This window comes from uncultured Aquitalea sp. (assembly GCF_945957525.1).
Taxonomy (GTDB): Bacteria; Pseudomonadota; Gammaproteobacteria; order Burkholderiales; family Chromobacteriaceae; genus Aquitalea.
Window position 1 is genome coordinate 139626 of sequence record NZ_CAMFLA010000002.1, and the last position, 13206, is coordinate 152831.

Sequence of the window (13206 nt, forward strand, 5' to 3'; positions counted from 1 at the left end):
ATTCATCAATTGTAACGGTTTGGGTCATTTGGAAAAGCACTCCGCGCCGTTGTCCGGCATCCATGTCGTCGCAACCGTCAAACGCCTCCTCAAAATCGCCGGCGCGCTACTGGCGCTGGCTGCTTTTGTGGTGTCGTCTTCTTTTGCCGTCTTTACCTGGTGGTTTCTCCCGCGTCTGGACGAATTCCGTCCCCGGCTCGAGCAAGAGTTGTCTCGCAGCATGGGGCGCACTGTCAGCATTGGCGAGCTGTCCGGCTACTGGGATGGCGTGGCGCCGCTGCTGGAGCTGAAAAAGCTGCGCGTGGCCAATCCCGCCACCGGCGCAGCGTTGACGCTGGGTGGCGTGAGCGTGGCGCCGTCCTGGTGGTCAATCCCGGCACGGGAGCCGGTGTTTTCCCATATCGTGGTGGATGCGCCTTCGGTAGAACTGATTCGCGACGCGGATGGCGGCATTCTGCTCAATGGCATGGATTTACTGCCCAAGCCGCAAGCTGATCAGTCTGAAAAGGGCGGCGAGCCGGCCGCCAACTGGTTGCTGCGCCAGTACAGCATCGAGGTGCGCAATGCCCGTCTCAGCTGGCAGGATCAGCGACTCGGCCTGCCGCGGCTGGATTTGCAGCAGGGCCGTCTGCTGCTCACGCGCAGCCTGTTCGGTCATCGACTCAAGCTGTCCGGCCAACCCGTGGCCACCCTGGGGCGGGCATTCGACCTCGATATGAGTTGGCGCGGCGATGATTTTGCCGACTGGATGAACTGGGCCGGGTCGGCGAAGGTGACGCTGAGCGGGGCGCGCCCAGGCATGCTGTCGCGTTATCTGGCCAAGGTGGGCCTGATAAACAGCGGCGAAGGCGACGGTGTGGTGGAGGCGGAGTTCGCCGAAGGCCGCATCAACAGTCTGACCGCCGATGTCAGCGTGCGCAATGCCAGCTATACGCCCAAGGACGCGCATGCGCTGGTGTTGCCGGTGCTCAGCGGCAAGTTGGCGGTAACGCGCAACCGCTCTGGCGCGTATGACGTCAAAGCCAGCGATCTCACGCTGGCCAGCGCTTCCGGGCTGGCTTTCGATCATTCTTCCATCAAGGGCGAGTGGTTGCCTGGCGATCAGGGGCGCGGCGAGCTGACGCTGGACAATGTCAACGTGGCGCACCTGACGCCCTTCCTGCACGCCCTTGGCGGCGAGAACAATCCCTTGCTGACGCGTTTTGCGCCCAGCGGCCACTTGCGCGATCTTTCCCTGTCCTGGCGCGGGCCGGCGCAGTCGCCCAGCCATTACGCGGTGGCAACCCGCTTCGAGCAGCTGGGCTGGCAGCCCTTCGGCCACATCCCCGGGGTGAGCGGTGCAGGCGGCAGGCTGACGCTGGATGAGGCCGGCGGCAGGCTGGAGCTGGACAGCGGCAAGAGCGCGGTGAGCTACCCGCAAGTTTTTCCGCAGCCGCTGTCTTTTGATAGTCTGCAGGCCGATGTTGGCTGGCAGGTAAAAAACGGCGCGGTGGCTGTGGGTTTCAAGAGCGTGCGCTTCGCCAACGCCGATCTCAAAGGCAGTTTTGGCGGCAATTACCACAATAGCGGCAACGGTGCGGGCACCGCCGACTTCACCGCCAGCATCGATGCGGTGCCGGCGGCGCGCGTGCCCGCTTATCTGCCGCATGCGGTAGGCGAGCACACCATGCGTTGGCTGGAACAGGCCTTGCAGGCGGGCACCGCGCGCAATGTGCGCATGGTGCTGAAGGGCGATCTGGATCACTTCCCCTTTGCCGGCGGCAAGGGCGGGGAGTTCAAGGTGGATGCCGACGTGGAAGACGCTCGTCTGCTGTTCGAGAAAGGCTGGCCGACACTGGATGGTATTCGCGCCGGCCTGTCTTTCCACAACGAGCGCATGGATGTGAGCGGCAGGGCGGTCAGCACTGCCGGCGTACCGCTGCACGATGTGCTGGTGAGCATCGACAACCTGGCCGCACCGGTACCGATGCTCGCTATCAAGGGCAAGGCGCAGGACAGCCTGCAAAAGATGTTGCGTTATACCGCCCAGAGCCCGGTGGATGGCTGGCTGGACGGTTTTACCGGGCAAATCGCGGCAAGCGGCGATGCCGGACTGGATCTGGATATAGCCATTCCCTTGGCGGGCGAAGGCGGCCCCAAGGTAAAAGGCGACATCAAGCTGGCTGGCAATCGGCTGGATTTCAAATCGCTGCCGGTGCCGCCCTTGCATGGCGCGCGCGGCACGCTCACCTTCACCGAGCAGGGCGTGGAGAGCAAGGGCGTTCAGCTGGACGCCATGGGCGGGCATTTCCTGCTCAAGGCCGCCACCGCCAAGGGCGGGCGCATGAGCTTCGACATTGCCGGCGACGCCGACTCCGCGCAGGTGATGAAACAATATCTGCCCATTCTGCAGCCCTATGTGTCCGGCCATTCCGCTTTCGGCGTGAAATTCGATGTGGCCAAGGGGCTGGAAAATCTTAGCGTGACGTCTTCGCTGGCCGGCACCGCCATCAGCGCACCAGCCCCGGCGGCCAAACCCGCAGAAGCAAGCTGGCCACTGCAATTGAGCTTGCAGCCGGGCAAAACCAGCCAGCAGCCGATAAAGGTGGATTTCTCGGTAGGCAACATGGCTTGGGGCAATATGCTGCTGAGCGGCAAGGGCGATTTTAAAAGCGGCGTAGTGGCGTTGGGGCGCGATACCGGCGCCATGCCGGCGGATGGCCTGACCATCCGCATCGCCTCGCGCCAACTGGTGCTGGCGGACTGGGTCGGGGCCATTTCCAAGCGCAGTTTTGGCGCCGGCGGCGGCAAGAATGTCAGCCTGGACTTGCCGCTGACGCTAGAGATCGATTCGCCGCTGGTGGATGTCTGGGGCCGCCCTTTGCACCGCGTGGCGGCACGGTTGGGCAATCGCCGCTTGCAGGATGGCTGGACGCTGGATGTGCGTTCGCAAGAGCTGACTGGCCAGATCGAATACCTGCCGGCAGGCAATGGTCTGTTGCGCGCCAATCTGTCGCGCGCTGTGCTGAATCTGGCCCAGAAGGGCGCTTCGGCCAACGGCAGCGCAGCCAGCGAAGAGGCACTGACCCCGTCACAGTTCGACAGCATGGACTTGCCAGCGCTGGATATCCGCGTGGGCGAGCTGGTTTACAAGGGCAAGGTGGTAGGGCGGGTGGACATGAAAGCGCGGCGCGACGGCGGCGATTGGGTGCTGGATCCGCTGAAACTGACAGCCAAAGAAGGTGCGCTGGATGCCTCTTTGCGGGTGAAAGACGCCGATACGCGGGGCAAGTCGGTGCAAAGCCGTTTCCGCATTGACAGCGGCGATGTGGGCGCGCTGCTGGCAAAGCTGGGTCTGGATGATACCTTCCGCAAGGGCGAGGGCTGGCTCAGCGGCAATCTGTCTTGGCCGGGCGGCTTGTCGGACGCCGAAACGCGCAGCCTGTCGGGCGATATGAGCATTGATGTCAAGAACGGCCGCTTTGCCAAGGTCGATCCCGGCGCGGCCCGGCTGTTGGGTGTTTTGAGCCTACAATCGCTGTCGCGGCGAGTGAAGCTGGATTTCACTGATGTGTTCAGCGACGGCTTTGCCTTTGATTCCATCACCGGTTCGGCCAACATCCGCAAGGGCGTGTTCATTTCTGATAATGTGCAGATGAAAGGTCCGGCCGCCGATGCGCGCCTGAGCGGTCAGGTGAATCTGGTGTCGGAAACGCAGAATGTGAAGATCCGGGTGCAGCCGCACTTGGCTGAGAGCGTGGCGCTGGCGGCCGGCGCGGCCTTGCTCAATCCGGTGGTGGGCGTGGCGGCGCTGGCGGCGCAAAAAGTGCTGCAAGACCCGGTGGGCAAGATTCTGTCGGTGGACTACGCCATTACGGGCCCGATTTCCAATCCGCAAATCAACAAGCTGGGGCTTGAATCCCGGCAGGACAAACGGACTACGCCATGATGAAGGAAAAATTCAAGGTCGCCGTCGCGCAGATGGTGTCCGGAACCGATGTCCCCGCCAATCTGGCCACGGCAGCGCGGCTGGTGCGCGAAGCGGCCGCAGAGGGCGCACGCTTTGTGGTGCTGCCGGAGTACTTCTGCCTGATGGGGCGTCAGGATGGCGACAAAGTGGCCATCAGCGAGACTTTCGGCCACGGGCCGATGCAGTCGGCGCTGGCGGCCATGGCGCGCGAGAGCGGCGTCTGGCTGGCGGCCGGCACCTTGCCGCTGACCTGCCCTGAGCCGGGCAAGGTGTTCAACACCACGCTGGTGTATTCGCCGCAAGGCGAGGTCAAGGCCCGTTACGACAAGATTCACCTGTTCGGTTTTACCGGCAATGGCGAGCGCTATTGCGAATCGGACAGCATCCTCGCCGGCGCTACGCCGGTGAAAGTGGATATCGGCCTCGCGGAAGTGGCCTGCGGCATCTGTTATGATCTGCGCTTTCCGGAACTCTTCCGCACCTTGTCGCCCTTCGATGCGATGATCCTGCCGGCGGCATTTACCGCCACTACCGGCGAGGCCCACTGGGAAGTGCTGATGCGAGCTCGCGCCATCGAAAACCAGTGTTATGTGCTGGCCTCCGCGCAGGGCGGCACCCATGAGAACGGCCGCAAGACCCACGGACAGTCGATGATCATCGACCCCTGGGGCAAGATTCTCGCCCAGGTGGACAAGGGCGAGGGCGTGGCGGTGGCCGAGCTCGACCCCGAATTGTTGCACTCGGTGCGCAGCCACTTGCCGGCGCTGGCGCATCGTGTCCTGAATTGAAAGAACTCCATGCAAGACGCATTCAGCACTGCCGACAGCCTGTTGCTGCGCCCCTACGGCGTAGACGAAGCCCTGATCGAAAAAACTTTCTCCCGCATGCGTCAGCATGCGGTGGACTATGCCGACCTTTACTTCCAGTACACCCGCACTGAAGGCTGGAGCCTGGAAGAAGGCATCGTCAAATCCGGCAGTTTCAGTATTGATCAGGGCGTGGGCGTGCGCGCCGTGGCCGGCGACAAGACTGCTTTTGCCTATTCCGACGACATCGGTCCTGAGGCCATCGGCCGGGCTGCCGAGGCGGTGCGCGCCATCGGCGCGGCAGGTGGCGACGGCAGCGCGGGCGCCGTGTCTGCGCGACGCGGTCAGGCGCTGTATCCGGCCATCGACCCCTGTCACAGCCTGGAGGCCGCCGCCAAGGTGGCTCTGCTGGAAAAAGTGGAGCGGCTGGCCCGCGCCATGGATCCGCGCATCATTCAGGTGATGGCGGGCGTGGCCTCCGAATACGACGTGGTGTATGTGGCCCGCCACGACGGCGTGCGCGCCGCGGATGTGCGCCCGCTGGTGCGCCTGTCGGTATATGTGATCGCTGAGCAGGATGGGCGTCGCGAGCAGGGTTCCAGCGGCGGTGGCGGACGGTTTGATCTCACCCGTTTCGACGACGAGCTGGTGGAAAAATACGTGCGTCAGGCCGTGGATCAGGCGCTGGTGAATCTGGAAGCGCGTCCGGCGCCGGCAGGGCAAATGACCGTGGTGCTGGGCTCTGGCTGGCCGGGCGTACTGTTGCACGAAGCCATTGGCCACGGGCTGGAGGGCGACTTCAATCGCAAGGGCACCTCGGCCTTCTCCGGCAAGATCGGCCAGAAGGTGGCCGCCGAAGGCGTCACCGTGGTGGACGACGGTACCATGGCCGGTCGTCGCGGTTCGCTGGCCATCGATGACGAAGGCAATGCCACCCACTGCACCACGCTGATCGAAAACGGCGTGCTCAAGGGTTATATGCAGGATGCGATGAACGCCCGCCTGATGCAGGTGGCGCCTACCGGCAACGGCCGGCGCGAATCCTATGCCCACATTCCCATGCCGCGCATGACCAACACCTACATGCTGCCCGGCAAGCACGACCCGGCGGAAATCATCGCCTCGGTGAAAGACGGACTCTATGCCGCCAACTTTGGCGGCGGCCAAGTAGACATTACCAGCGGTAAGTTCGTTTTTTCCGCCTCGGAAGCCTGGCGCATTGAAAATGGCAAGCTCACCTATCCGGTGAAGGGAGCCACCCTGATTGGCAACGGTCCGGATGTACTGGGCTACGTTTCCATGATCGGCAATGATCTCGAGCTGGATCAGGGCGTGGGCGTGTGCGGCAAGGAAGGCCAGAGCGTGCCGGTGGGTGTGGGTCAGCCCACTTTGCGCATCGACGGCGGCCTGACCGTGGGCGGTACCGGCGGCTAAGCAGACATGCGCGGCCTCTCACTCCTGTGCCTGCTTTTCGGATGCCTGTTGGTGCTGCCGGGCGGTTTCGTCTTGGCGCAGGATCTGGTGGTGGCGGTGGAGCAGTCCGACAACCGGCCCTTCGAGTATGTCTATCAGGAAGGCAGGACGCATGCCGGTTTTCACCTCGAGGTGATAGACGCGGTGGCGGCGCGGCTGGGCTGGCGGGTGGTGTACCGGCCCATGCCCTGGCAACGCGCCTTGCGCGCGCTCGAGCTGGGGCAGGTCAATGCGCTGAGCTATACCGCGCGCTCGCCGGAGCGGGAAGCCTATGCCTGGTTTTTTGCCGACGCCGTGCAGCACAAGCAGTACGCTGGCTTGTTCGTGCTCAAGTCCAAGCGTTCTGGCTTTCCGGAAAGCCGCGAACCCTGCCGTTATGCGGCCTACAGCTTTGGCGCGGCCAGCAATTACTTTTATGGCGACGTGGTGCGCGACGCCATGCGCGAATGCTGGCGCGTGGACATGACGGCCGCCTCCAAGGAGGATGTGTTCGCCAAGCTGCTGGCCGGCAGGGTGGATATTGCTGTGGGCTATATCACCTCGTTGCAATCGCTGGCGGACGAGATGCCGAACATCAGCGACAAGGTGGTGGCTTTGCGCCAGCCGCGCTGGCTGATTGGCGATTTCTATCTGGCTTTTTCGCGCAAGGGCTGTCCTCAAGAGATAGCGCAAAGCTATGTGCGCGAGTTGAAGGCTTATCGCAAAACACCCGCCTACCGCCAACTAGCGGTCAAGTACGCGGTGGCCGATCTCTTGCCCTGAACGCGGGCAGCCACTTGCGGCGGTCCTCCCCGTCTCTGTTTTGAATAGGCGGAAGACGGCGGGCAGTTGCCGCCTTGCGGCGGCGGGTTGAGAAATTACTGCGCGCGGAAATCCTCCGGCAACAGCCCGTGGCGCGCCATCTTGTTGTAGAGGGTTTTGCGCGGCAGGCCGAGTTGCTCCGCTGTTTGCACCACTTGCCCCTTGCAAAGGCGCAGGGCCTGCTCGATCAATTGCTTTTCGTAGGCGTCCACTTGCGCTTCCAGCGCGCCGCTTGAGTTGTTTTCAACGCCGTTGCCTATCTCCCCGGGCATGACGCCCAGCACAAAACGTTCAGCGCAGTTGCGCAGCTCGCGCACATTGCCGGGCCAGGCTTGGGCTTGCAAGCGGCCCGCCAGCGCCGGCGTCAGTTCCGGCAAAGGCCGGTTGAAGCGTTCGGCGGCTTGTTCGGCAAACCATTGAAACAGTTCCGGAATGTCTTCTGGCCGTTCCTTCAGTGCCGGCAGCCGCAATGTGACTACATTCAAACGGTAGTAGAGATCCTCGCGGAAGCGCTTCTCCGCACTGGCCTGCGCCAGATCCTCCTTGGTGGCGGCCACCACGCGGCAATCCACCGGTATCAGGCTGTTGGAACCCAGCCGTTCCACAACCCGCTGTTGCAATACGCGCAGCAGCTTGGCTTGCAACCCTAGCGGCATCCCTTCGATCTCGTCGAGAAACAGGGTGCCCCCGCTGGCGTATTCGATCTTGCCGATGCGCCGTTTCAGCGCGCCGGTGAAGGCACCGGCCTCATGGCCGAATATTTCGCTCTCAAACACCGATTCCGGCAGCCCGGCGCAATTGAGCGGCACGAAGTGGCGCTGCCGGCGGCGGCTCCAGGCGTGCAGGGCCTGCGCCACCATTTCCTTGCCGCTGCCGGTAGGGCCGTGGATCAGCACATCGGCGTCCGTGTCGGCAATGTTGACCAGGGTTTGCCGAAGCGCCTGCATCACCGGGCTGCGGCCTATCAGCACCGGCCCCTTGTCTTGCGCCAGCGAGGCGCGCAGCAGGCGGTTCTCCAGAGTGAGCCGGCGTTTTTCCATGGCGCGCTTTAGCGATTCCAGCAGCCGGTCCGCACTGTAGGGCTTTTCGATGAAGTCATAGGCGCCGGCGCGCATGGCGGCTACCGCCATGGCAATGTCGCCGTGGCCGGTCACCAGAATCACCGGCAGCTCCGCGTCGGCCTGTTTGGCCCGCTCCAGTAGTTCCAGGCCTGACAGGCCGGGCAGTCGCACATCGCTCAATATCACTACTCGGTCTTCATGCCGCAGCACGGCCAGCGCGGATTCGGCATCGGGCAGGGCTTTCACCGGCAGGCCGGCCAGTTCTAGCGTCTGGCTGTTGGCCATGCGTACCGCGGGGTCGTCTTCCACGTAAAGAATGGTCAGGGGCAGGGCGTCAGTGGTGCTCATGAGGTGCTTTCAGGGGCCAGCGCAGGGTAAAGCAGGCACCGCCCGCGGGGAGGTTGGCGGCGCGGATGTCGCCGCCGGATTGCGCCATGATTTCCTGCACGATGGCGAGTCCAAGCCCGAGGCCGTAGCCGCGCGGCTTGGTGGTGAAGAAGGGTTCGAACAGGTGAGGCAGGTCGGTTTCGGCAAAGCCCGGGCCGTTGTCTGTCACCTGCAATACGGCCTCTCCCTCTGTGCACTCCAGCCGGAAATGAATGACCGCGTTCGGCTGCCCGCGCAGCGCCGCCAGCGCGTTGCTGATGAGGTTGGTGAAGACCTGCTCCAGCCCGGTCATGTCGCCTGGCACGGGCGGGCAGTCTGGGGCGAGTTGCAGCGAGGCGCGGATGCCGGCCGCGCTCAACTCCGGTTCAAGCAGGCGCAGGCTGCCGCGCAGGGCGGCGGCGATGTCTGCGCGGCCTTGTTCGGCCCGGTTGCGGCGGGCAAAGGTTTTCAGGTCGCCGGTGATGTGGGCCATGCGGTCCACCAGTTGCAGGATCTGTTGCAGATTGTCGGCCACGCGCTCGGGTTGGCCGCGTTCCAACAGGGTGCCGGCGTTTTCCGTGAAAGTACGCAGCGCAGATAGCGGCTGGTTGACTTCGTGGGCGATCCCCGCCGCCATTTGTCCCATGGCGGCCAGCTTGCTGGCTTCGGCCAACTGGCTGCGGGTGGCGCGCAGATTGTCTTCGGTGCGTTGTCTTTCGGCGATTTCCGCGCTCAGGCGCTGGTTGGCCGAAGCCAGTTCGCCGGTGCGTTCCGCGACTTTGCGTTCCAGATTGTCGTGCGCTTGTTGCAGGGCCTGACGTGCGGCCAGCTGCTCCGTCAGACGCCGCCAGCGCTGACGGCGGTAGTGCCACAAGGCCAGCAGGGCAAGGTAGCTGGCCAGCGCCGCCGCCAGTTGCGTGAGCAGGCCATCGCGCCAGGCGCGCATGTCAAGCAGCAGGCTGAGAGTCCAGCCGCTGTCCGGCAAGGCGTGATCCAGTCTGAGAAAGCGGCCGCCCAGCAGCGCGGGCGCATCGAGCGGGAGCAGCCAGCCCGCTTGTCGCGGCTGCAAGGGCATGGGGTGCAGCGTTGCGCCTTCATACTGGCGGGTGCGGATCAATTGGGACTGGACCGCGCCTGGCAAGGGTTGCCAGCTGGAGAACTTCCACTCCGGCATGGCGCTGAGAAAGGCCACGCCGTGGCGATCGCTCACCAGTATCGCCTCGCCGCCCTTGCGCCAGGCGGCCTCCAGCGGAGACAGGCTGACCTTGACCACGGCGACGCCAATGACGTTGCCGTCTAGTTTTCTGATAGGCCAGGAAAGAAAATAACCGGGGTCGCGGCTGGTGGTGCCTATGCCGTAAAAACGCCCGGGCTGACCGGCGCGGGCGTCGAGAAAATAGGGTCGGAAGGCGTAGCTGTTGCCCACAAAGCTGTAGGGGCTGCGCCAGTTGCTGGAGGCCAGCGCTTTGCCGTCGGCGTTGGTGACAAACAGCGCGGCGGTGTGCGAGCGGGTGTTGACGTCATCCAGATAGCGGTTGACCAGATCGCGTCGCGCCGCATCGGCAGGGGCGTCCAGCAGCGCTAGCACATCGTGGTTCAGCGACAGCACATAGGGCAGGTAGCGGTATTGATCCAGCGTGGCGGCCAGGTTGGCGGCATGCATGTCCAGCCGGTGCCGCCCTTCGCGCATGGCCTCGTCCAGCGCGCGCTGGCTGGCCAGATGCCAGGCAAACAGCATGATGAGCAGCCCAGGCAGGGCCGCCAGCAGCAGATTGAGGCGTTGTCGTTGGTCCAGCATGCGACTCCAGCGAGACGATAACAGGGGCTCGGAACGAAACCGGTTGCCGTGAGAAGCGCGCCGGGTCTTCGCTCATCCTACCCAATCGCCCGGTTTGCGGCCATTGCCGCCAGCCCCGGCGGGGCCGGCGGAAAGTTGGCCGGGGCTAGTCTACGGCGGCTTGCAGCAGCTCCGCCGCTTCATGGCGCGAGTGCTCTTCCATCACCAGTCGCGTCAGTTCGCGCTTGAGCGCGTTGAACTCGGCCGTGCTGGTGTCGCGAGGGCGCGGCAGCGCGATGTGCACATCGCGTTTGATGGTGCCGGGACGATAGGTCATGACGACCACGCGGTCGGCCAAGTAGATGGATTCCTCGATGCTGTGGGTGACAAAGACGATGGTTTTGCCGGACTCCTGCCAGATGCGCAGCAGCTCGTCCTGCAAGGAGCGGCGCGTCAGCGCATCCAGCGCGCCGAAGGGCTCGTCCATCAGCATCACTGGTGAATCCAGTGCCAGCACGCGGGCAATGGCCACCCGCTGGCGCATGCCGCCGGAGAGGTCCTTTGGGTAACGTTGGCGAAAGTCCTTCAGGTGCAGCTTTTCCAGCAAGGGTTCCACCACGGCGCGAATCGCCTCGCGCGACAGTTTGCGGATTTCCAGCCCGAAGCCGATGTTCTGTTCCACCGTCATCCATGGAAACAGCGCGTATTCCTGAAACACCATGCCGCGATCCGGGCCGGGGCCGGTCACGGTTTTGCCCGCCACCTCGATATGACCGCTGCTGGGCAGCGAGAAGCCAGCAATGCCGTTAAGCAGGGTGGATTTGCCGCAGCCGGAGGGGCCGAGCAGGCACACGAACTCGCCGGGCTGGATGTCCAGATTGATGTCGGACAGGGCAGTGACGTCGCCGCCCGGAGTGCGAAAGACCTTGTCGACGCCAAGGGCCTTGATGTCTGCGCTCATGAGAGGCTCCTTATTGGTCGATGCCGCGGTGCCATTTGAGCAGCCGCTGGTTGAGGGATTGCATCAGCACGTCGATCAGCAGCCCGAGCAGACCGATGGTGACCATGCCGGCGATGACCTTGTCGGTCCAGAAGTATTCCCGCGCCTCCATGATGCGGTAGCCCACGCCGCTGTTGACGGCGATCATCTCGGCCACGATCACCACAATGAAGGCGGTGCCCATGCCGACGCGCGCGCCGGTGAAGATGAAGGGCGTAGCCGCCGGCAGGATCACTCGGGTAAACAGCGTGGTTTTGCCGGCGCCCAGATTGCGCGCGGCGCGCAGATAGATGCCGTCCACGTGGCGCACGCCGGAGATGGTGTTCATCAGCACCGGGAAGAAGGCGCCGATGGTGATGAGGAACACCGCCGGCGGGTTGCCCAGACCGAACCAGAGAATGGACAGCGGGGTCCAGGCAATAGGCGGGATGGGGCGCAGAAACTGGATCAGCGGATTGAGCGCGCGGTACAAGCCGTCATTGACGCCCATGAATAGTCCCAGCAGCAGTCCAAGGCCGCCGCCAAGGCCAAAGCCCAAGGCCACCCGCCACAGGCTGGCGGCCACATCGTGAATCAGCTCGCCGGACAGCAGCCAGGCCAGATAGCTTTGCTGCGCGGGATCAAACGCTTCTTGCGGTTGCCAGTAGGCCAGCCATTTGCCAAATACCGATACCGGCGAGGGCAGCACTTGCGGGTTTACCCAGCCCAGCGCGGCGCTGGCTTGCCACAGCGCCAGCGCCAGCAGGGGGACGATCAGGCTGTGCCACCAGCCCGAGCGCGGTTTGAGAGGACGTGACATGTCTTGCTCCGAATGTATGCGGTAGTCGTCCGCCGGCTTGGCCGGCGGCAGGAAGGCGGTGGGGTCAGTTCACCATGAGTTCGCGCTTGGCCTTGTCCAGCAAGTCCAGCTTCACCCAGTCGGCGGCTTTGGGCGGGGTGGCCATCTTGCCGATGCCGTACTGCTGCATCATGTCGGTGGTGGTCTGGATGTGCGCTGTGCTCAGGTTGTAGCTGTAGGGCGAGTTGGCGATGGCGTCCTGGAAGTCGTCCGCCGTGATCTGGTTCTTGAACATGTTTTCGCGCACGTATTTTTCCGCCAGCTTGGGGTTTTTGATAAAGGTGTCAGTGGCCTCCACAAAGCACTTGATCACCCGCTCCGCCACGCTGCGGCGCTCCTTGTACATTTTTTCCGTCATCACCAGCGTGCGGATGGGCTCGCCCAGCGGCGTGTCGTAAGGCTTCAGCACTTCCACGCCAAAGCCCTTGTTGATGGCTTGCGAGGATTGCGGTTCGGACTGGCTCATGGCGTCTATCTGGCGAGTCAGCAGTGCCTGGTTGAGATCGGCGAAGGGCAGGTAGACGATCTGCACATCCTTGCCCGGCTTGTCCGACCAGCTCAGCTTGTACTTGGACAGCTCCGCCGCCAGCAGCAACTCTTGCGCGCCGCCGCGAGCCACGCCCACTTTCTTGCCTTTGAGGTCGGCCACGCGCTTGATGCCGCTTTCCTTGCCGGCCACGATGCGCGCGCCGCCACGGGCAAAACCGGCCACCGCGTAGATGGGCGCGCCGCCGGCGCGCCCGGCTACCGCCGCATCGGCGGCGCTGGCGGCGATGTCCACTTCGCCGGCCACGATGGCCGGCATGATGTCGATGCCTTTGGCGAACATGCGCTCTTCGATTTTCAGGCCGTACTTGGGCGCGATTTCCTTCATGTAGCTGATGGCGCCGTAGTGGGCGAACTTGAGATTGCCGAGGCGGACAAGGTCTTCCGCCAGCGCGGCGGCAGAAAGGGTGGCGGACAGCAGGCCCAGGCTGAGCAGTTGGCCGAAGTGTTTCATGGTTTCTCCTTTGTCTTTGGCGTGAGTCGGGTTATGTGTCCCGTCTCGCCATCAGTGCAAAGGGTGTGCCATGTTTTTTTGATGGTAAGTTGTTGAGATATATGGGCTTGTGCTTAGCGCGGCGGCCGGAATCGG

The 13206-nt window shown here is 63.7% G+C and carries 9 protein-coding genes; 4 read left to right on the forward strand and 5 right to left on the reverse strand.

Features of this window, described 5'->3' with window-relative positions:
- Window positions 1–28 precede the first annotated feature (28 nt).
- From Q0P52_RS02440 to Q0P52_RS02455, 4 genes are read left to right on the forward strand one after another with little or no spacing between them, the layout of a single operon-like run.
- Window positions 29–3928 (forward strand): YhdP family protein, encoded by a 3900-nt coding sequence (locus tag Q0P52_RS02440; protein ID WP_293765497.1) that lies wholly within the window; start codon window positions 29–31, stop codon window positions 3926–3928.
- On the forward strand, window positions 3928–4737 hold the full coding sequence (locus tag Q0P52_RS02445) for a carbon-nitrogen hydrolase family protein (RefSeq protein WP_293765548.1): 810 nt from the start codon (window positions 3928–3930) through the stop codon (window positions 4735–4737). Before Q0P52_RS02440 ends, Q0P52_RS02445 begins: the two co-directional genes overlap by 1 nt.
- 9 nt (window positions 4738–4746) lie before the next feature.
- Complete coding sequence (tldD, locus tag Q0P52_RS02450; RefSeq protein WP_293765495.1) at window positions 4747–6189, forward strand: metalloprotease TldD; 1443 nt, start codon at window positions 4747–4749, stop codon at window positions 6187–6189.
- Between the two features lie 6 nt (window positions 6190–6195).
- The gene (locus Q0P52_RS02455) at window positions 6196–6990 is read left to right on the forward strand and encodes a transporter substrate-binding domain-containing protein (RefSeq protein WP_293765494.1); all 795 of its coding nucleotides are present in this window, start codon (window positions 6196–6198) and stop codon (window positions 6988–6990) included.
- A gap of 95 nt (window positions 6991–7085) precedes the next feature.
- On the opposite strand, the gene Q0P52_RS02460 is transcribed toward Q0P52_RS02455, so the two are convergent.
- From Q0P52_RS02460 to Q0P52_RS02480, 5 genes are all read right to left on the reverse strand, one after another.
- A complete protein-coding gene (locus tag Q0P52_RS02460; RefSeq protein WP_293765493.1) occupies window positions 7086–8438 on the reverse strand; it encodes a sigma-54 dependent transcriptional regulator in 1353 nt (450 codons plus the stop codon).
- Entirely contained in the window at window positions 8425–10254 is a 1830-nt protein-coding gene (locus Q0P52_RS02465) for an ATP-binding protein (RefSeq protein WP_293765492.1), read from the reverse strand. The genes Q0P52_RS02460 and Q0P52_RS02465 overlap by 14 nt, the downstream gene beginning before the upstream one ends.
- A gap of 145 nt (window positions 10255–10399) precedes the next feature.
- Window positions 10400–11194 (reverse strand): ABC transporter ATP-binding protein, encoded by a 795-nt coding sequence (locus Q0P52_RS02470; RefSeq protein ID WP_293765491.1) that lies wholly within the window; start codon window positions 11192–11194, stop codon window positions 10400–10402.
- A 10-nt stretch (window positions 11195–11204) separates the two neighbouring features.
- Entirely contained in the window at window positions 11205–12032 is an 828-nt protein-coding gene (locus Q0P52_RS02475) for an ABC transporter permease (RefSeq protein ID WP_293765490.1), read from the reverse strand.
- Window positions 12033–12096: 64 nt separating this feature from the next.
- On the reverse strand, window positions 12097–13071 hold the full coding sequence (locus Q0P52_RS02480; RefSeq protein WP_293813650.1) for an ABC transporter substrate-binding protein: 975 nt from the start codon (window positions 13069–13071) through the stop codon (window positions 12097–12099).
- Between the last annotated feature and the right edge of the window lie 135 nt (window positions 13072–13206).